Source organism: Myxococcus sp. CA005 (genome assembly GCF_006518205.1).
Classification (GTDB): domain Bacteria; phylum Myxococcota; class Myxococcia; order Myxococcales; family Myxococcaceae; genus Myxococcus; species Myxococcus xanthus.
Genome location: NZ_SRLV01000018.1, coordinates 1 through 19,639, shown reverse-complemented (window position 1 = coordinate 19,639; position 19,639 = coordinate 1). Strand labels below are relative to the sequence as shown.

Sequence of the window (19,639 nt, the reverse complement as noted above, 5' to 3'; positions counted from 1 at the left end):
CCCCCGATTTTCGGACCGGCCGCAACCACGGCCCCAGTACCGAAAGCGCCCCCATGCCTCCAGGTGGATGCCGGACGGCCGCACGCAATCGCCGCTGGCGATGTCAGTACTACATCACGACTCGACATCCGGATGTCTCCATGACATCGGCCTGACTGCTCGGCCCTCGTTCTTTCAGGCACTTGCCCGACGCCTCTGGGTGGAACGGCCCGTGCTCTCCCTTCGTGCATGAACCGCTTCGCGCTCCTCATTTGTCTCCTCCCCGCGCTCGCAGTCGCGCAGCCAGCCCCTGCACCTGAGCCACGCTCCGACGCGCCCTCATCCGCGGAAGCCGCTCCGTCGCAAGGTGAAACGGGAAACAACCCGCAGTCAGAGCGTGCGGAAGGCGCAACCACTGCCACGGACAACCAGGAGGCTGGCGGCAAGCCACGCTCCCCCACGACCGACGCCCGAGGCGACACCCCAGCGGACACGCAGAAGTCCTGCCCCGACGACTTCGAGGACGACGACTCGGGAGACACCAGCGTTCTGGCCCCGCTTCAGCTCGCCGTGGATGGGCGCTCGCTCACGCCCGGCCGCATCGAACTGCACGGGCTTCACTGGCTGACGGATGCGCAGGTGCGTGCCTTCATCGGTGCGCCCCGTGCGGACTCGGGGGCCCTGCTGAGCGGAAGCGAAGTCCACCTGTTCCTCCGGCGGCTCGCTCGCTCGGGGCTGTTCGCCCGCGTGGAGCCGCGCGTGCGCGTGGCCGAGGCGCCGCAGCCGGCGGTCCTCGAAGTCCACCTGGAGGAGAACCCCGTCGTCTCCGCCGTGGAGGTGAACGGGCTCCAGGACCTGCAGGCCACCGAGATTCTCGAAGAGCTGCTCCGGCTCCCGTACCGGTTCCCCACCGAGGACGAAGACGAAGAGTCCTTCACCGCCACGCTGCGCGTGGACTCCCGGCGCGGCACGCTCTCCGTCGTCCGTCCCTGCCCGCCTCGCTATCCGCCCCGTGACTGGGTGGCCCGGCTGGAGCGCGGCACGCTGCACCCCGGCATCTTCCTGGGCGGCGTCGCCCACGGCCTGGAGCGCACGCTGAAGCGCCTGCGTGACGACGGCTACATGCTCGCCAGCCTGTCCGCGGTGTTGTCGCCGGACGGCAAGCTGATGGTGACGGTGGATGAAGGCCGGCTCGAGTCCATCGAGGTGCGCGGCGTGGACGCCGACATCGCCGCGCGTGTCCAGGATGCGCTGGACCTGAAGCCTGGCACCGTGTTCCTCCGCAGTGACGCGAAGCGCGCCGTGCGGCGGCTGACCTCGCGACTCCCCTTCCTGGAGCCCGCGGACGCGGACGACTCCGACAGCCCGCGCGCCCAGCGCGCCAACATCATCGAGACGCGCGAGCCGGACGGCACCCGCGCCTATCACACGCAGGAAGCACCGCGCGCGAAGCCGCGCCACCGGGAGCAGGTGGAGTTCGAGCTGAACTGGAAGCAGTTCGCCGACTGGTGGGACGACGTGGACTCGGCCGACAGCATCACCCTCGAGGGCAAGAAGCTGGTGGTGCACCTGCGCACGCGGCGGCCCGACTTCGACGTGGACCTGCTTCCGATGCACACGCAGGTGACGGGCTTCTCGCCAGGTCTTGCGGGGCGGCTGCGCCTCTGGGATGCGAAGGACCGCGCGCACGTCACCGTGGATGCCGCGCTCACCATCCCGCTGCGGTGGGGCGGCCAGTATCTGCCGGATGACCCGGAAGGCACGCAGCGCCAGCGGCGCATCAACATGCTCGGTGGGGCGAAGCTCCAGGTGCCGCGGGTGGGGCTCGCGGAGCTGGGTGCGCAGGTCTACGACTTCACCGACACGCTGGACCGGTGGCGGATGGGCGACATCGACTCGTCGCTCTACTCGGCCCTCATCAACCGGCCGGACCGCGACTACTTCCGCCGCAAGGGCCTCACGGCCTTCGCCACCTGGCGCTGGGCGGACGACTGGCTCGCGGGCGTCGAGTACCGCAACGACCGCTACGAGTCGATGCGCAGCTTCACGCCACCCTTCTCCCTGTTCCGGAACGACTCGGCGCCCTTCCCCAATGCGCCCGTCACCGAGGGCCGCTTCGACTCCGTGGTGGTGCGCATGGAGTACGCCAGCAACGTGCCCGCCGCCGCGTCCGTGGGCTCGCTGTTCCGCACGCCGGAGACGTCGCTCTTCGATCGGGATGGCGACTGGGAGAGCCGCGCCTCGCTCCGGGGTCTGCTCACGCTGGAGGTGGGCAACGGTCCGGGGAGCGCGGGCGGTGACGCGCGCTTCTGGAAGCTGGTGAGCGACATCGCGATGGAGGTGCCCACCGGCTGGGACACCGGTCTGTCGCTGCGCGTGCGCACCGCGGGGGGCCACCGTCTGCCCGAACAGAAGCGCGAGGCACTGGGTGGATGGACGGCGCTGCGCGGCTTCGGCTTCAAGGAGTACCGCGGCGACGTGTCCGTGCTCACCAGCGCGGAGTACCGCTGGAGCGCCCTGGGCGTCTTCGTGGACCTGGGCACGGTGCGGGCGGATGACGCATGGACGGATGCACGGCTCGGCCTGGGCGCCAGCCTCCACTTTGGAGACAACGTGCGGATGGACGTCGCGTGGCGCACGGATGAGCGGGCCACCGCCACGCCCGAGGCCCGGCTGCTCTTCCAGCGGACCTTCTGAGACGCATGGACTGGCCACGCAAACACGTGGGACGCGGGCTCGGCACGGCGCTCATCGCCGTGGCGGGCCTGCACGCCCCCACGGTCCATGCAGAAGAGCCGCGCACCACCTGCACCGCCACGTTGGCCGGACGGCGCGTCATGGTCCGTTCCGAAGCCTTCGACTTCGTCTCACCCGAGCTGGACCGGTTGGTGCGACTGGGCATGGCGGGGAAGCTGGAGGTGGAGCTGACGCTCTGGCAACGCAACACCGTCTGGTTCGACGCGCGAATGGACACCGCCCGGCTGACGCAGGTGCTCGCCTTCTCCAAGGGCGCCTACGTGCTGGATGGACGCCCCCTGCCAGAAGGCCCGTCCTCACTGACGCTGGAGCGCGTGGCGTGGACCTTGGAAAAAAGGCCCGAGCCCGGCGCGCGCTATGAAGTGCGCATCAGCGTCCGCCTGCACGTCGTGACCGCCGCGAGCCTGGGCCGGGTGGCCGCGTGGCTCACGCAGGGGAAGCAAGCGCCTGGCGAGGAAGGCACCACCCTCACGGGCACCGTGCTGCTTCGCTCGGTGGCCGAGGACCTCGCCCGCGGCGCCAGTGCGCGCTGTGACGTCACCCGGCCGCCCTGAGCCACGGCCGCGCCGCACATCCGTCATGAACCCATCGAGCGCCCGGCCACCAGGTCGAGGCCAGGAGTCCCGTCATGCGACGTTGGCTGTCCTTGCTGTTCGCCCTGGCCGCTGGGTGTGCTCCGGCGCCGGCGCCACCCGAGTCTCCTGACCGCGGCGTCCAGGTCTTCGCGCCTCCGGGCATCGAGGCCCGGGGAAGCCGCGTCCCCGTCCTCTACGTGGAGGAGGAAAGTGCACTGTACTTCCCCCAGGGCGTCGGAGGCGGAGGCTCACGGCACCCGGTGGTGCCCAGCCCTGCCGAGTTGCTGGCCCTGGGGCGACGCACCGACATCATCATCGTCACCGTCGCCCCAGGCCACTCCACCACCTCCGCGGCTATTGCCGCGCCATGACCGTGTTCGCCTCCGTCGCGGCGTCGTGGACGTGCTCGCCCGACACGTCCACCACCACCTCCGTCAGCGTCCCACCCTTGAACGCGAAGGGCGGCTGGTACCGCTGACTCACCGGCGAGTTCTCGTCTCGGCCGCACGTGAGTCCCTCGCCCAGGCTGATGAGCAGCGGCATGGTCTCCGAGATGTCGCTCTGCGCCACCAGGTCGCCGTTGATGAAGAGGCGTCCCCGCCCCGGCGCGCCCCGGCCCGCGGGAAGGTCGGGCGCGCCCGTGGGCTGGAACTCGAAGCGCAGCTCCGCGTGTCCCTTCGGCACGTCTACGGAGGACTCCAGGTGGAACTCCCTCTCTCCCACGAAGTTGTAGACGTAGTGCAGCTTGCCGTCCTTGACGAAGAGCGAGTACCCGCCCGTCAATCCACCGTGGCAGAGCAACACGCCCTCGACGCCGTCCTCCACCTCCACCCGCGCGGTGATGGCGTGGGCTCGATTGAGGACGTGCACCGCCACGTTCTCCGGCGCGGGTGAGGTGTTCGGCCGGTAGACGTAACGCTCCCGCTCTCGAGAAATCTGCGGCCGCTCCACGGCGAAGAGTTCGCGGGACGGCGTTATCAGCGGAAGCACATCGTACCGGCCCGCCTCGACGTACCAGCGGGCAATCATCTCGATGAGCTTGTCGCGCTCCTGCGCGGCCACGTTCCGCGTCTCCGAGCAGTCCTCCGCCACGTGGTACAGCTCCCAGCCCTCCGTATCGAACTCGCGCAGTCTGGCCTCGGTGAGCTTCAGCATGCCGAACGGCTCGTGCGACTCCGTGAAGGACGGTCCGGGGAACGGGCACACCGCCCGCCATCCGTCGTGGTACAGGGCCCGGTGGCTGAACATCTCGAAGTACTGCGTGTGGTGCCGGCTCTCCGCGTCCGCGTCTTGGAAGGAGTACTTGAAGCTGACGCCTTCGATGGGTGACTGTGTGACGCCGCGAAGCTCCGTGGGCGGATCGATGCCCAGGCAGTCCAGCACCGTGGGCACCATGTCGATGGCGTGGCAGTACTGCGAGCGAATCTCGCCCCGCGCCTGGATGCCTCGGGGCCAGTGGACGATGAAGGGGTCCGTGGTACCTCCCCGGTACGTCTCGCGCTTCCACCGTTTGAAGGGCGTATTGCCCGCCCAGGCCCAGCCCCAGGGATAGTGGTTGAAGTGGCGCGGTCCGCCCAGCTCGTCCAGCGCCGCCAGGTTCTGCTCCAGCGACTCCGGCGCGTTGTTGAAGAACTTCAGCTCATTGACGGAGCCATGCAGGCCGCCCTCCGGACTGGCGCCATTGTCGGAGATGACCATGATGAGCGTGTTCTCCAACTCCCCGCTCGCCTCCAGTGACTGGATGAGCCGGCCGATGTGGTGGTCCGTGTGCTCCAGGAAGCCCGCGAACACCTCCATCATCCGCGCGTAGAGCCGCCGTTCCTCCGGAGACAGGCTGTCCCAGTCCTGCACGTCCGGGTCATGCCGCGACAACCGGGTGCCCGGCGGCAGCACGCCTGTCTCGAGCTGACGCCGGAAGACCTTCTCGCGGTAGGCATCCCAACCGTCGTCGAACTGGCCCTTGTAGCGGTCCGCCCATTCCCGGGGGACATGGTGGGGCGCATGCATGGCGCCGGTGCAGAAGTAGAGGAAGAAGGGCTTGTCGGGCGCCACCTGCTTGGCGTCGGCGATGAAGCCGATGGCCCGGTCCACCAGGTCCTCCGTCAGGTGATAGCCCTCCTCGGGCGTCTTCGGCGGCCGGACCTGATGATTGTCGTGAACGAGGTCGGGGTAGTACTGGTGCGTGTCGCCCCCGAGGAAGCCGTAATACCGCTCGAAGCCGCGGCCCAGGGGCCAGCGTGAGTAGGGCCCCGCGGCGCTCGTCTGCTCCGCGGGTGTGAGGTGCCACTTGCCCACGCAGTAGGTGTTGTAGCCGTGCCCGGCCAGCATCTCGGAGAGGAAGCCATTCTCGAAGGGGATGGTGCCGTTGCGGCCGGGGTAGCCCACGGAGATTTCGGTGATGGCCGCCATGCCATTGGAGTGGTGGTTGCGGCCGGTGAGGATGCACGAGCGCGTGGGCGAGCAGAGCGCGGTGGTGTGCATGTTGTTGTAGAGCAGCCCGCCCTTCGCCAACCGGTCCAGGTTGGGCGTGCGGATGGGCGAGCCATAGCAACCGAGCTGACCGAAGCCCGTGTCGTCCAGGACGATGAAGAGGACGTTGGGTGCCCCCGGCTTCGCGCGCAGCGGCGCGGGCCAGGCAGGCGAGGACTCCTCATCCGTCCGGCCGATGACACCAGGGAATGGCGTTCCGGGAAGGTATTCCTTGAGCGACATGGCGCGGCCTCCACGAGGACGCGCGGGAATGAACGTGCCGCGGGCCCTCGTGGAGGGAGATGCACATGGGGACCGACAATGCCCCCTGTCCTTCAGGTGGGCACGGGCAGGCGGAACACCGCATGCCAAGGGTGCTCACCGCAGCAGAAGAACTCTTCCATGGGCGCCTGGAATGGAACGCGGCAGCCGGCGACTACAGCCAGCTCACCTCACGCCGGCCCAGCTCCGCCAGCACGCGCTCCGCGGCCCGCACGCCAAACCAGTTCGCCTCTTCGAAGAGACCCATGCCGCCCAGGTCCGAGTGCGCGAAGTGCAGTGAACTCCCCAGGCTCTCCCCCGCGGACTGCTTCGCCTGCCCCCACATGAAGCCCGGTGTAGGCCGCACCATGGCGTGACCCCAGCGCTGGACCTCCAGCCGCTGCGCCTGCCCGGAGATGCCAGGGTGCGCGGGCCGCATGTCCGCCATCACCAGGGCCTCCCAGTCCGCGTAGCTGGCCGACAGCGCCTTCTCGCGCTCGGCCTTCACGTCCGCGCCGTCCATGGGCAGGTACCAGGTGAGCACCGTGGGGCCCTGCTCGTCCTGGCGCAGCGTCTGGTGCGTGGCCACCACGTAGCCCAGGCTGCGGCTCTCATAGAAGACGTTGTCCCAGGCCAGCGGAAAGCCCCGCGAGCGCGGCGGCGACGACAGCGTCAGGTTCGCCACCACCCACGGCCCATACGTGAAGCCATTCAGCCACGCCGGACGCTCCCGGCGCCACGGCGCCACCACGTGCGCGGCGATGAAGCGCGGACACGCCAGCACCACCTGCCGCGCCAGGAAGGCCCGGGGCTTGCCCGAGCCCGCCTCCAGCGCGTCCACACGGCAGCCACCCTCCACGGGCTCCACGGTGTGCACCAGCACGCTGCGCTCCACCGCCCCGTTCGGCAGCGCCGACACGAGCTGCCGCACCAACCGGCCATTGCCTTCGGGCCAGCTCAGGTAGCCCTCGCTGCGCTCCCCATTCCCGTCCTGCCGCGCGGTGAAGTACCAGATGCCGGCCCAGGCGGAGACATGCTCGGCGGTGGTGCCGAAGTCGTCGCGGCACGCGTAGTCCACCACCCACTTCAGCCGCGCGGAGCGGAAGCCCTCGCGCTCCATCCAGGCCGCCATGCTCAGCGCGTCCAGTGCCGTCCATTCGGCGTCGTCACTGGACAGGCCGGAAGGCACCGCGAAGGCCCGGCGCCCCTTCGCGTCTCGCGCGGAGGCGAAGCCGTTCATCCGCGCCTCGAAGCGCCGCAGCTCCTCCAGGTCCTCCACGCTGGCGCCCGCGTGCAGGTAAAGCCCTTCGTACCAGTGGCCCCGGTAGAAGAAGCGCTCCTCCGGCTCGTGGATGAGCAGCGACTCCTCGAAGCGCGGCCGGCCCGCGTCATCCACGTCGGTGACGGCCCCCATCTCCCGCAGCAGCCGGACGACAGGGCCCCGGTCCTCCAGCGGCGCCGGCAGGTAGTGCGCGCCCCATGGGTACGCGGAGATGGCGTTGCGCCCGGAGCGGGACGTGCCTCCCGGCTCCGCCTCCAGCTCCAGCACGCGCACGCCTCGCACGCCCGCGCTCGCCAGCCGCCAGGCCGCGGACAGTCCCGCCACGCCCGCGCCCACCACCAGCACCTCCACGGGCTCCATGATGTCCGCGCGGGGCAGCGGCCCGCCGCGCAGCCGGTGCCCCAGCTCCACGGCCTGGTCCACCACCGCGCCGGGGACACGCTCCCGTGACCCCGACTTCCGGCACGCACTGGCCGCCACCGCGGAACCGAGGAACGCGGCGACCAGCTCCCGCCGCGTCAGTTCCACCGCTGCCACTCCGCCTCGTAGTAGTGCACCAGCACCTGGTTGTTCAGCCGGTTCACCTCCACGGGCAAGGGCCCCATGTCCGGAGGGAACTGGGTGAGTGACGCCATCGTCGCGTCGTCCAGGAAGAGCAGCCCTTCGGGCAGCGGCCGGTGCCGGGCGGGCGGCTCGTGCGCAATCAACACGTAGCCCCACTCACCGAACGACGGCACCAGCGCGTGGTACGGCTCCGTCCAGAAGCCCGCGGCCTTGAGCGTCGTCTCCACGCACCAGAAGGAGCGCCGGGCGAACAGCGGGCTGGTGCTCTGCACCACCGCCACGCCGTCCGGCGCGATGCGCTTCTTGAGCAGCTTGTAGAAACCCGTGGTGTACAGCTTCCCCAGCGCGAAGTTGTTCGGGTCCGGGAAGTCCACCACCACCACGTCGTACTGCGCGCCGCCCTCGGTGAGGAACTGCATCGCGTCCCCATTGACCACCCGCATCCGCGGGTCCGTCATCGCGTGGCGGTTCAGCTTCGCCAGCTCCCCGTAGTTCGTCGCCAGCCCCGTAATCACCGGGTCCAGGTCCACCAGCGTGACGGAGCGGACCTCCGGGTAGCGCAGCACTTCCCGCGCGGCCAGGCCGTCTCCACCGCCCAGGATGAGCACGTTCTCCACCTTGCCCGCGCGCACCATGGCCGGGTGCACCAGGGACTCGTGGTAGCGGTACTCGTCCAGGCTGGCGAACTGGAGGTTGCCGTTGAGGAACAGCGAGAAGCCCCGCTTGCCGCGCGTGAGGATGATGCGCTGATACGGCGAACTGGACGCGTGGACCACGTCATCCGCGTAGAGCTGGTCCTCGTAGAAGGTGGTGAGCCGGTCGCCCATGACGAAGCCCGCCAGCAGCAGCACCGTCAGGCCCACCGCCTTGATGCGCAGCCGCAGCGGGTTGCCCAGCAGCGGCGCCAGCAACCAGGTGCTCCACAGCGCCACCGCCGCGTTCAGCACGCCGAACAGCAGGGACGTGCGCACCAGCCCCAGCTTCGGCACCAGCAGCAACGGGAAGGCCACGCTGGCCGCGAGCGCCCCCACGTAGTCCAGCGACAGCACCTGGCTGATGAGGTCCTTGAACTTGACCTGGTCCTTCAGGATGCGCAGCAGGAGGGGAATCTCCATGCCCACCAGCGCGCCAATGGCAATCACGCTGCCGTACAGCGCCACCTGGAACAGGTCCGTCAGCGTGAAGGTGAGGAACAGCACCGGCGCGCAGATGCCGCCCAGCAGCGCCACCGCCAGCTCCACCTCCACGAAGCGCTGCGCCACCCCGCGCTCGATGTAGCGCGACAGGTAGCTGCCAATGCCCATGGCGAACAGGTAGCCGCCAATGACGGTGGAGAACTGGGTGATGGAGTCGCCGAGCAGGTAGCTCGCGAGCGCCCCGACGACGAGCTCATAGATGAGCCCGCACGTCGCGATGACGATGACGGTGATGTACAGCAGCGTCTTGTTCACGGCGTCACTTCACTTCGCACAGGCATGGGTGTGCTGCGCGCGCACTCATCCGCCGCTGATGGCCGCGGCCACGATGATGGCCAGACCGATGATGAAGGAACCGATGACGATGCCCACCGCCGTGTTCTGGTCGGCCTCCAGCTCCTTGTGCACGTCGAACGGCATGATGAGGCGGATGACGTAGAAGCCCGCCACGAACACCGCCAATCCGATGAGCGAGTAGATGATGCTCGCCAGCACACCCTGAACGCTGACCACCACGCCAAGTAACAACATCACTTCCCTCCCATGTAGCCGCCAGTCCACAGCAGGACGCCGCCCGGCCCACGCCGAACGTTGCCCGGTACCTTGTCCCGCTCTTCCTTCGTGAAGGGGGACCAGCCCGAAATCGTCAATGCCGCGTAGCCCAGCAGCACCAGTCCTCCAAACCACTTCATGACGCGCCTCCGTCACGTTTGACGACTCAAACCTAGACGTTGCTCTCCGCCCAGCGCCGCGTCTCGAAGCTGTGCGAGCGATACAACGCCACCACCGGCCCCACCACCATCAACCCCAGCGCGAAGCAGAACCAGCTCGAGTTGGGCGTGTCGTGGATGAGCTTCACCCTGTACGTCATGGGCCGCGGCCGCCTCGGGTTCGCCTCGAAGCTCGCCGTCGTGCGCAGCGCGTACTTTCCGGCGGGCACCGGCGACAGGTAGGTGCTGGTGGACATGTTGCTTTCGGTCCACTCGCCGTCGCCGTCGTTGCCACGGTAGTAGCTCAGCTCTTCGTAGAAGAGGACCACGTCGTTCGTGTCCTGGTTCACCAGGTCGCCCTGGATGCCCAGCCACTCGTTGAAGGGCGTGCCGCTGATCTCCACGCGCATGTTGCCGCGCTTGGGCAATTCGAAGGGCTCGCTGAAGTGCATGGCCGCGGGCGTGCCTGGCGTGGCATCCGGCGGTACCACCACCGCCTTCTCCAGGACGACCGTCTTCGCGGCGGTCAAGGACAGCACGGCCGACAGCACGAACAACGCCAGTATCCAGAGGCCAGTCCAGACGAAGACGGAGCGCAGGCCCGACTGGTGCGGGTTCGGCTGGCTGGGGGCAATGCCCTCCCGTTGAGGCATCGGCTCCTTCAAGCCGAAGGCCTCCTTCACCACCTCGGGCTCCAGGTACTCGCCGTGGGTGTACGACACCTCGTCGTCCGTGGCGTCCACGTTCACCGAGTACGGCGCGGAGACGTACTCCGACGCCTGGGCCCGCTCGCCCACTCTCACCGTCCAGTAGAACTCCCCCAACACCTTGTCCGTGACCGCGGTGACGTGCTGGAAGCACTTGTAGCGGCGGTGCTCATAGAAGGCGGCGACGTCGGGCGACAGCGACACGTCACCCGCGGGCAGCGGCTTCAGGAACACCCAGTGGCCGTTGGAGTTCATCAGCCAGACGAAGCCGCGCGACGCGTTGTAGAGGAGGAACTCCTCCCACGGGTAGCGCACGCCCTCCACGGTGCACGAGCGCTCCAGGTAGCCGATGCAGATCCACTCCGCGCCATCCAGCTTCCCCTTGGTTCCCAGGGGGATGATGAGCGGCCGGCTCGGCTTCTCCAGCATGCGCAGGAAGGACAGCTTGCCCTGGCGCGCGTCCAGCAGCGCGCCGCAGTAGGGGCACGCCACGCGCAGCGTCTTGTCCGGCGCGCGCAGTGACAGGTTGCCGTTGCACTGCGTGCAGCGCGCCTGCTGCAGCTCCACCTTGCGCACGCGGGGCCGGAGCTGCCCGGCCGGGATGCCCAGCTGCTCCAGCTTGAGCGCCTCGCCAACGAAGACCTCGGGCGAGTGCCCACGCGTGCCGAAGTCGAGCGTGAGGAAGGCGCCCTTGGGCCCCGTGGCGTCCACGTACCAGGCGTCCTGCGTGGGGTCCACGTCGCTGGGGAGCTGACCCGCGGCGGCCACCACGCGGCCATGGCCACGCTCCTCGATGACCCACGCGCGGTCGCGCAGGTGCAGCCGCTCTCCCGGGTGCAGGTCCTCCAGCACCACGCCCTCTTCGGGCCCCATGTCGAACATCAGGTGGAAGGTGCCCTCGGACTCGCTGAGCCACCCGGTGCGGCCGTCCGCGAACTCCACGTACCACTCGTCCCACGGTCCCGCGCCGTGGTCCTTCTGCAGGTGGCCGACGATGGTGTACGCCGCCTTGCGGTAGCGCCCCTCCGCGCGGAGCTGCAACGGCGAATCGGTGGGGACGATGCTGCCAATCTTCCCGTGGGACTCGAAGTCCAGGCCCTTGCGAGCCACCACCGTCTGGCAGTAGCCGCACACCACGACCTGCGCCGAGCCGGCGGTGAACTCCACCATCGCGCCGCACGATGGACACTTCCCCTGCGTCACGCCGTCACCCCTCGCTTCAGCTCACGCACCACGCACGCCGTCGCGCCCAGATGGCGCGCCAGCAGCGCCTCGAAGTCCGGACGATGGCGCTCGCGGCAGCAGTACACGTTGAGCGCGGCGAACCCGTGCTCCGGAAACGTGTGGATACCCAGGTGGCTTTCGGCCAGCAGCGTCAGCCCGGTGATGCCACCGGGCTCCGGGAACACGTGCCACTGCGGCTGGCCCACGACCTTCAGGTCCAGCACGACGATGAGCTCCTCGAAGAGCGCCGCCAGTGCCGCCGCGTCCTTGAGGCTGCCAGGCACGCAGCCGCTGGCGTCAACCAGCCATTCCTGTCCGGTGGTCAGCTTCGAAATCCTCCCGTCCTCGGGCGTCTTATCACGGGCCCTCCCTCGCGTCTGGCTTCATGTCACCCCCTGGAGCACACAGCGCCTCATTGGCGCCCGCCTCGGACTTCCCAGTACGCTGCCCTCCAAGATGACGCCGTCGCAGACCGATGCCCCACACGCGCCGTCCACCCCCGCCGCGGCCCCGAGCGCCATCACCCGGCTCGCTCGCACGCTGCGCGGACTGCCTCCCGCCGAGCGCTGGTGGGGCCCTGGCTGCGCGGGCATGGCCGGCTGGCTGAAGCGGGCGGCGCAGTCCCTCCCCCCCGAGGACCTCACGCCCCGCTTCCATGCGCTGCTCGCGCGCGTCCGCCAGGGGCTGCCGGTGCTGCCGCAAGAGGCCCAGCGCCACCAGTACGTGCTGGTGCGCGGCATGCTGGGAGACGAGCTGCCCGGCTACCTGCTGGACAACGTGCAGCGGCTGGAGCGCCGGGGACTGAGCGTGCGCGAGGCCGCGGTGGACACCGAAGGGCTGCTCGCGAACAACGTGGCGGTGCTCCGCGAGGTGCTGCGCGACGCGGAGTACTTCGGCCGCAGCGTGGTGATGGTGGGACACAGCAAGGGCGGCGTGGAGTGCACCGCCACGCTGGCGCTCTACCCGGAGCTGCGCCACGTGGTGCGCGCGGTGGTGACGCTCCAGGCGCCGTATGGCGGCTCATCCATCGCGCACGACCTGGCCACCACGCCCCAGCTCCGACGGCTCATCGACTTCGCCTTCCCGCTGCTGTTCCACGGCGTGTCCCGCTCCGTGGAGGAGCTGTCCTATCCCCAGCGGCAGGCCTTCATCCAGCAGCACCCCTACCCCGCCGACATCCCCACCGTGTCGCTGGCCACCTCGCGGCTGTCGCGCACGTCCACGCTGTACCCGCTCCAGCGCTACCTGCACGAGCGCTACGGGTACCAGTCGGACGGCATGGTGACGGCGGTGGACGCGGAGGTGCCCGGCGCGCGCGTGGTGCGGCTGCACGACATGGACCACGCGGAGGCCGCGCTGCGCGGCCTGCCAGGCCTGGTCCGCTACCACCCGGGCGACCTCACCGAGGTGATGGTCGCCCTGGCCTTGGAAGCGCGCTGAGGCTCACGCCGCGGCGGGCGTCAGCGTCACCTTCTTCATCACGTGGTCGATGGTGGAGAAGCGCAGCGCCATTTCGTACAGGCGGCGAGCCAGCGCCTCGTCCTCCTTCACCGCCACGCCCAGCTCCTGCCGGTTGACGCCCGTGAGGTTCGCGAGGTCCTCCAGCATGGCCTCCGTCGCCGCGCGGTCCGGCTGGATGCCGTCGCGTTCGGCGATGGCTCGCAGGACCAGCGCCAGCGTGATGCGGTACGCCGCATCCATGCGGGTCAGCGGATCCTGCAGCCACCCCTCCAGCGCTTCCTGAAGCTCGTCGGGCTGGAAATCCTTGCGCTGGAGGATGGGCCGCTCGGCCTCCGCCCAGCGCTGGCGAATCTCCTCATCCACCAGCGCGGCGGACAGCTCCACCGGCGTGCGGTCCACGAGCACGTCCATGACGCGCTCCTGGGTCAACCGGTCGACGTCGGCGAGCCGCGCCTGGGCCAGTTCGTCCCCCAGCTTGCGCATGACGTCCGTGATGGAGCCCATGCCCAGCCGTGACAGCAACTCCGGCGAGTCATCTTCCAGCAACTTCAGCTCTCGCGCCGCCTTCACGCTCACGAGGAAGCGGGCCGGCTGCCCCCGCAGCGCCTCCACGGGATAGGTGTCCGGCAGCGTCAGCTCGATGCCGACCGACTGGCCCACCTTCGCCCCCGCCAGTGATTCGAAGAAGCCGGGCAGCCCCGGGTCCGCCGCGACGCGCACCCACCAGTTCTCCCGGACAGAGAAGGGCATCAGCCGGTTGTTGGCGAAGCCCAGCACGTCCACGAGCGCGTCGTCCTCGAGCGCCACATCCTCGCCCGGCTGACGCTCGCGGACGTCTGCGTGCTGGCGACGGAGCGCATCGAAGCGGTCCACGAGTTCCTGCTCCGTCAATGGCGCAGGCGCCACCTGGGCCACCGACACCCCCTCCAGGGAAGGCGCCTCCACCGTGGGAAGCTCCACCGGCTCGGTGCTGTCGAGCTGCAGCGCCGCCGGCATCTTCTTCATGATGCCGAGCGCATGAAGCTCAGCCAGCGAACGGGCATTCTTACGACCGCCCTGCGAATCGTCATGGGTCGTCATGGTCTCTCGCTCCGTCCCCCTCGGATAGCACAACGCTCCGGAAGGACCGAAGCCCCCCGGAGCGTTGAGATTGACGACGCGGCGCTTCCTAGAAGAAGGAGCCGATGAAGCCGGACACGGTGGAGACGGCCGCACCCACCTGGCTCACGACCGGGATGTTGGTGGCAGCGGCGATGGACCCCAGCGCCGTCACTCCAGCGGTAATCTTCTTTCCAGCCGAAGCGTTCGGGTCCGTGATGGTGTTCACGGCCGCCACGGTGTCCGCCGCGGCGATGGCGACGTTGAGGCCCGGGGTGAAGCGGCCCGCGGCACGCGCCACCGCGGTGCCACCGCCCTGCACCGCGGCGCGCGCGGCGGTGCCAGCGGTGCGGGCGGCGCCCTCGAGTCCGCGCTCGGCGACCTCGGCGGCCGCGCGGCGCACGACCTGACGCGACGCACCTTCCAGCGCGGTGTTGGCGGCGGTGGTGGCCACGCGGTTGGCGGCGGCACGCGAGGCATCCGGGGCCGCGGCGGTGAAGGCGGTGCGAGCCGCGTCGGTGGCAGCGCGGTAGTTGCTGACATTGCCCGCGAGGCTCAGGCCATCCCGCGCCGCCATCAGCCCCGTGGAGAGCGTGCCCGAGGCGGTGCCCACCGCCTCACGGACGTTCGCTTCGGTCGGGTTGCGAAGCGCATCGCGCACGTCACGGAACGTCTCGACGGCTCCGGTGGGAAGCTGCGCCACGTTGGCCGCGAGGCTGACGGCACCGGCGCCGCGCGCGAGGCGGGTGTTCGCCCCTTCGACGACGGGGCCATTGCCACCCGGCAGGTTGACGGGGCCGAAGCGGCGGGGCCCGAAGGCGTCACGCACCTGCGTGGCGACCGCGGCATCCGAGACAGAGCGGAGCCCAGTGGCGGCCTGCGTCACGCGGTTGTGCGCGTCCTCGAACCGGTCGGACTGCCCGGGACGGGCCTCCGCGCGCGCCGGAGGAGGAGGCGGAGGCGGCGGAGTCGGACGCGCCGTCACGGGAGGCGGCGGGACGGGACGGGGCTCGTTGCGGCGAATCGGAGGCGCCATGGAGTGTGCTCCTACGGGAATTTGAAGGGCTTTTTTGTAGCGTTACCCGGATCATCGGGCTTTCTGGCCATTTGTTGCGTCCAGACTCACAGACCTTACTGATTTTCACTCCCGGTATCTGACAGATGCCGACCGATGACCCCGTAAGCCCCTGGAATCCATTGGAAAAGGGGCTAAGGTCCGCGCGCCATGCGGACCCAATTCCTGACGACTGTCCTCCTCTGCCTTACCCTCACCGCCTGCAAGGACTCCGACAAGAAGGAATCCATGGGGGGTGGTACCCCGCCTTCCGCGACGACGCCGGCGAAGCCCACGGCGCCTTCCGCCGCCGAGGTGCCGGCCGCGGCGCCCCCCGCCGAGGCCGCCTCGGGTGAATGGACGAAGAAGGTCCAGGCGGGCCAGGACGTCTACGCCACCCTCGAAACGAACCAGGGCGCCATCGTCGTGCGCCTCTTCTCCAAGGATGCCCCCAAGACGGTGGCCAACTTCGTGGGCCTGGCCACGGGCGAGAAGGCCTGGACGGACCCGAAGACGGGCCAGCGCGTGGAGGGCAAGCCGCTGTACGACGGCGTCATCTTCCACCGGGTGATTCCGGGCTTCATGATTCAGGGCGGCGACCCCACGGGCACCGGCCGCGGCGACCCGGGCTACCGCTTCGAGGACGAGTTCCAGAGCGGCCGCACCTTCGACAAGAAGGGCCTGCTGGCCATGGCCAACGCCGGCCCCGGCACCAACGGCAGCCAGTTCTTCATCACCACCTCCACGCCGGACTACCTCAACAACCGTCACACCATCTTCGGTGAAGTGGTGTCGGGCTACGACGTGGTGGAGAAGATTTCCAACGTGCAGCGCGACCCGCGCGACAAGCCCCTGGAGCCGGTCGTCATCCAGAAGATCGCGATGAGCGACCAGGCCCCGGCCGGCAGCGGGAACTGACGATGGAACGCGCCCTGCGCCACGTGGCCACACGGTTGGGTGAGCTGGACTGCCACGTCATCGACGCGCTCCCCGAGGGCGCGACGCCCGAACTGGTCGTCGTCCTCTCCCATGGCCTGGGCGCGCCCGCCACCGACCTGGTGCCCCTGGGGCCGGAGTTGATGGCGTTCCAGCCGGCGCTGGCGGACCGCGTGCGGTTCGTCTTCCCCGGCGGGCCCATGGCCTGGGCGCACGGAGGGCGCGCCTGGTTCCCCCTGCCCGACGCGGTGATGCGGGGGGAGCAGCGCGACTGGGAGCAGTTCGCGCGCGACGTGCCGCCGGGCATGCCCGCCGCGCGCAGGGCGCTGATGAGCACCGTGGACGCGCTGTGCGCCGCGATGAAGCTGCCCTACGGGCGCATCGTGCTGGGCGGCTTCAGCCAGGGCGGCATGGTGTCCACGGACGTGGCCCTGCGCCTGGATGAGCCGCCCGCCGGGCTGTGCATCCTCTCCGGCACGCTGACGTCGGAGCCGGAGTGGCGCCCCCGCGCCCAGGGCCGCACGGGGCTGCCCGTGTTCCAGGCCCACGGGCGCTACGACCCGCTGCTGCCCCTTGGCAGCGCCGAGCGGCTGCGGGACCTGTTCGTGGCATCGGGCCTCACCGTGGACTTCCACGCCTACGACATGCCGCACGCCATCGTCACCGAGGAACTGGAGGCCCTGGCCGCGTTCCTCGCCGCGCGGCTGGGAGGACGCTGAGCCATGTTCCACGCGAAGGAGCTCACGGTGTCCAGCCGGGGCCGCGGCTTCACCGACATCACCGCGGACGTCCAGCGCGCCGTCGCGGAGAGCGGCGCTCGCCAGGGGCTGTGCACCGTGTTCCTTCATCACACGAGCGCGTCCCTGCTGCTGTGTGAGAACGCGGACCCGGACGTGCGCCGGGATTTGGAGTCCTTCTTCTCGCGGCTGGTGAAGGACGGAGACCCGCTCTTCGTCCATGACGCGGAGGGGCCGGACGACATGCCCGCGCACGTGCGCACCGTCCTCACGCAGAACGCGCTGAACATCCCCGTGAAGGACGGCCGCGCGGACCTGGGGACGTGGCAGGGCGTCTACGTCTGGGAGCACCGGACCTCACCGCACCGGCGCCGCGTCACCGTGTCCGTGGTGAGCTGACCGCTACGGCGCGCCCCCCTGCGTCGCGGCGACCGCCACCCTGCGCGGCTTGCCCGTCGGCCGGGCCTGACCGCGGATGCGAATCCACGAGCCCGGCGCGTCCTCCGTCGCGTGGACCATGGACCAACCGACGGGCACCTGCGGCGCGGCCCAGGCATAGAGCGCACGGGCGTCCTTCGGCGACAGGTTGACGCAGCCATGGCTCATGGGCTGGCCGAAGCGGTCGTGCCAGTAGGCCGTGTGCAGCGCGTAGTCGTCCTGGAAGAACATGGTCCAGGGCACCGTGGCCACGCGGTAGGTGTCGTTGCCGGCGGTGCCGCTGCCTGTCATGTCGGCCTCCGCGAATTTGATCCAGATGCGGAACAGGCCCTCCGGCGTGTCCGTGCCCTGCTTCCCGGAGGAGATGAGCGTCGCATACACCGGCCGCTCACCTTCGTAGGCCACCAGCACCTGGGCATCCAGGTCCACGTCCAGCCAGCGAGAGCCGGGCTCCACCTGCGGCGGCGCGTGTGAGAACCAGGCGACGTGCAGGTCGTCTCGCGCCACCCATTGGTCCTCCGCGATGCTCACCCAGTGGCCGTCCTCGGACAGCTCCTTCACTGCCACCAGCGTGCGTGGTGGCAGCACCGTTTCGCGGGCGGCCTTCGCGTCTGGCGCTGTCCGTACTTCCACGGCGGCGAAGGGGCGCGTGCGGGACTGGGCCCAGGCGAATGTCGGCGGCAGCTCGGCGATGGCCTCCGCGTTCACGCCTTCGTAGGAGGACGGCCGGTACTCGCGCAGCACCCGCGCTTCCAGGTACTGGCCGTCGGTGGTGCGCCAGTACGTCCTGCGGCGGATGCGGACCTGCCCGCGGAGCTGTACGGATACGGAGCCCTTCAGCAGCACGCCCTTTCGCCGGGCGCGCGCCAGGGCGAGGCTGGGATAGGCGCGCACGCGCTTGCCTACGACACGGGCGTAGATGCCGGGCGTCAGCTCGCCCTCGCGCAGCTTGGGGAGTTCGCGCACGCGGGGCTCGCGGAAGTTGGGCTCCAGGTAGCGCTCGCAGACCCAGCCGCGCGGTTCAATCTGAATCCACGCCTCGCAGTCCGGGCCGCGCACCGCCGTTTCGCCCTGCCAGCGCACGCGCATGTCCTGCGCCACGGTGCCCAGTGCCGGTGCGTCCTGCCGAGGCTCCTGGCGGACCACGATGGAGCGGCGCACCCGCAGCGAGCCCGCGTCCGGAGCGAAGGGCACGGCGTACGTCCCTCCGTCATCCGCGCCGCTCACGGGCTCCAGTCCTGGGTCGACGTCTTCGAGCACCAACCCCGTGTCCTCGAGCGGCTCGCCGTCCGGGCCGAGCACCAGTTCCTCGCCCGGGTGCAGTTCATCCGGGATGACCGTGAGCTGCTCGGGCAGGGGGAGCTCCTCTCCGCCCGGCGTGTCCTCTTCCTCCTCGGACTGGGCAAGGTCGTCCAGCGCGGGGTCGATGGTCAGCGCCGGCACCTCGTCGCGCGCCTCGGCCGCCCCATCGTCATGCGTGCGGAGCGGCGGAGACAGCGCCGCCTCGGCCGAACCATCAACGCCGCCGTCAGTCCCCCCATCCGCCGCGGTGCGCTGCCACGCCGCGAACAGCGCATCCGCTGCCGTGCGCCGGGCATCCGCGGGGAGGTCCCCAGGAGCGTTGCTATCGGCGTGAGGTGCGCGGACCTCCACGCCGTCCCCTGGCGTCCCTGGGCCAGCGCCGCCGTCGAACACCGCGGCCCTGGATGCCGACACAGATACACTCGGTGTGTTACCGCGTTCCTCCGCGCCCCGGGGCGCGGCCACTCTCGCCAGAGAGGCATCGGGCGAGGTGTCCTCCGGGCCGGGAGGCGGCGTGCAGGCAATTCCAGGCAGCAGCAGAACGAGCGGAAGCCAACGGCGCATGGACCTGACACGGTACGGAGGAGCGGCGGCACACTCAACGTCGGCCACGGTGCGCTCGCCTGCGTGCGGCTCCGTGTGAGTGGGCATTTCGTGCCATCGCAGCGGCCCTTGTCACGTGCAGCGGAAATGACGGTCCGCGGCCCATGGCGCGCCGGGCTCCCGCTCATCATCCCGCTGCGCGCCCAAGCGACGCGCCAGTGAAGACAGCGCCCGCGAACCACCCCGCACGCAGGCCAAGGTGGCGCGCCGGTGAAGGCGGCCCCCGGAAGCCCGCAGCATCCCCGAGCTTGGCGCCCGGGCGTCCGCCTCCCCCTGTCTCTTATAC

17 protein-coding genes are annotated in these 19,639 nt (G+C 69.9%); 7 read left to right on the top strand and 10 right to left on the bottom strand.

All coding sequences use genetic code 11. The annotated features are described in order from the left end of the window. Positions 1-228: 228 nt before the first annotated feature. The 3 genes from FMQ63_RS10600 to FMQ63_RS10590 all read left to right on the top strand — a co-directional run bounded on the left by FMQ63_RS10600 (position 229) and on the right by FMQ63_RS10590 (position 3,682). Positions 229-2,676: a hypothetical protein gene (locus tag FMQ63_RS10600; protein ID WP_011551307.1), complete on the top strand. Its 2,448-nt coding sequence runs from the start codon at positions 229-231 to the stop codon at positions 2,674-2,676. A 5-nt stretch (positions 2,677-2,681) separates the two neighbouring features. Beyond that, the gene (locus FMQ63_RS10595; RefSeq protein WP_011551306.1) at positions 2,682-3,290 is read left to right on the top strand and encodes a hypothetical protein; all 609 of its coding nucleotides are present in this window, start codon (positions 2,682-2,684) and stop codon (positions 3,288-3,290) included. A gap of 74 nt (positions 3,291-3,364) precedes the next feature. Next, complete coding sequence (locus FMQ63_RS10590) at positions 3,365-3,682, top strand: hypothetical protein (RefSeq protein WP_011551305.1); 318 nt, start codon at positions 3,365-3,367, stop codon at positions 3,680-3,682. Here the strand turns inward: FMQ63_RS10590 and FMQ63_RS10585 are convergent. The 7 genes from FMQ63_RS10585 to speD form a co-directional block, all read right to left on the bottom strand. Next, on the bottom strand, positions 3,666-6,023 hold the full coding sequence (locus FMQ63_RS10585) for an arylsulfatase (protein ID WP_011551304.1): 2,358 nt from the start codon (positions 6,021-6,023) through the stop codon (positions 3,666-3,668). The two genes, FMQ63_RS10590 and FMQ63_RS10585, sit on opposite strands and share 17 nt — an antisense overlap. Before the next feature lie 193 nt (positions 6,024-6,216). Continuing rightward, entirely contained in the window at positions 6,217-7,851 is a 1,635-nt protein-coding gene (locus FMQ63_RS10580) for an NAD(P)/FAD-dependent oxidoreductase (protein ID WP_026114147.1), read from the bottom strand. Further along, positions 7,842-9,338, bottom strand: a complete 1,497-nt coding sequence (locus FMQ63_RS10575) for a polyamine aminopropyltransferase (protein ID WP_011551302.1) — start codon at positions 9,336-9,338, stop codon at positions 7,842-7,844. The genes FMQ63_RS10580 and FMQ63_RS10575 overlap by 10 nt, the downstream gene beginning before the upstream one ends. A gap of 45 nt (positions 9,339-9,383) precedes the next feature. Then, a complete protein-coding gene (locus FMQ63_RS10570) occupies positions 9,384-9,614 on the bottom strand; it encodes a DUF350 domain-containing protein (protein ID WP_011551301.1) in 231 nt (76 codons plus the stop codon). Further along, positions 9,614-9,775, bottom strand: coding sequence for a hypothetical protein (locus FMQ63_RS37370; RefSeq protein WP_020478251.1), 162 nt, complete (start codon positions 9,773-9,775; stop codon positions 9,614-9,616). Before FMQ63_RS37370 ends, FMQ63_RS10570 begins: the two co-directional genes overlap by 1 nt. A 32-nt stretch (positions 9,776-9,807) precedes the next feature. After that, a complete protein-coding gene (locus FMQ63_RS10565; RefSeq protein WP_011551300.1) occupies positions 9,808-11,703 on the bottom strand; it encodes a DUF4178 domain-containing protein in 1,896 nt (631 codons plus the stop codon). Then, the gene (gene speD, locus FMQ63_RS10560; protein ID WP_020478252.1) at positions 11,700-12,008 is read right to left on the bottom strand and encodes an S-adenosylmethionine decarboxylase; all 309 of its coding nucleotides are present in this window, start codon (positions 12,006-12,008) and stop codon (positions 11,700-11,702) included. The genes FMQ63_RS10565 and speD overlap by 4 nt, the downstream gene beginning before the upstream one ends. Positions 12,009-12,180: 172 nt before the next feature. On the opposite strand from speD, the gene FMQ63_RS10555 reads away from it, so the two are divergent. Continuing rightward, positions 12,181-13,164: a lipase gene (locus FMQ63_RS10555; protein ID WP_225909764.1), complete on the top strand. Its 984-nt coding sequence runs from the start codon at positions 12,181-12,183 to the stop codon at positions 13,162-13,164. Between the two features lie 3 nt (positions 13,165-13,167). On the opposite strand, the gene FMQ63_RS10550 is transcribed toward FMQ63_RS10555, so the two are convergent. Further along, a complete protein-coding gene (locus FMQ63_RS10550) occupies positions 13,168-14,265 on the bottom strand; it encodes a peptidylprolyl isomerase (protein WP_216608726.1) in 1,098 nt (365 codons plus the stop codon). Between the two features lie 88 nt (positions 14,266-14,353). Beyond that, positions 14,354-15,319, bottom strand: a complete 966-nt coding sequence (locus tag FMQ63_RS10545; RefSeq protein ID WP_011551297.1) for a hypothetical protein — start codon at positions 15,317-15,319, stop codon at positions 14,354-14,356. Positions 15,320-15,508: 189 nt separating this feature from the next. Here FMQ63_RS10545 and FMQ63_RS10540 point away from each other — a divergent pair, with 189 nt between their 5' ends. From FMQ63_RS10540 to FMQ63_RS10530, 3 genes are read left to right on the top strand one after another with little or no spacing between them, the layout of a single operon-like run. Next, positions 15,509-16,255 (top strand): peptidylprolyl isomerase, encoded by a 747-nt coding sequence (locus FMQ63_RS10540; protein WP_011551296.1) that lies wholly within the window; start codon positions 15,509-15,511, stop codon positions 16,253-16,255. Positions 16,256-16,257: 2 nt separating this feature from the next. Continuing rightward, a complete protein-coding gene (locus FMQ63_RS10535; RefSeq protein WP_011551295.1) occupies positions 16,258-16,992 on the top strand; it encodes an alpha/beta hydrolase in 735 nt (244 codons plus the stop codon). A gap of 3 nt (positions 16,993-16,995) precedes the next feature. Beyond that, the gene (locus tag FMQ63_RS10530; RefSeq protein ID WP_011551294.1) at positions 16,996-17,409 is read left to right on the top strand and encodes a secondary thiamine-phosphate synthase enzyme YjbQ; all 414 of its coding nucleotides are present in this window, start codon (positions 16,996-16,998) and stop codon (positions 17,407-17,409) included. Positions 17,410-17,412: 3 nt separating this feature from the next. Here FMQ63_RS10530 and FMQ63_RS10525 read toward each other — a convergent pair whose 3' ends face one another. Next, positions 17,413-19,101, bottom strand: a complete 1,689-nt coding sequence (locus tag FMQ63_RS10525) for a L,D-transpeptidase family protein (RefSeq protein ID WP_020478253.1) — start codon at positions 19,099-19,101, stop codon at positions 17,413-17,415. Positions 19,102-19,639: the final 538 nt, after the last annotated feature.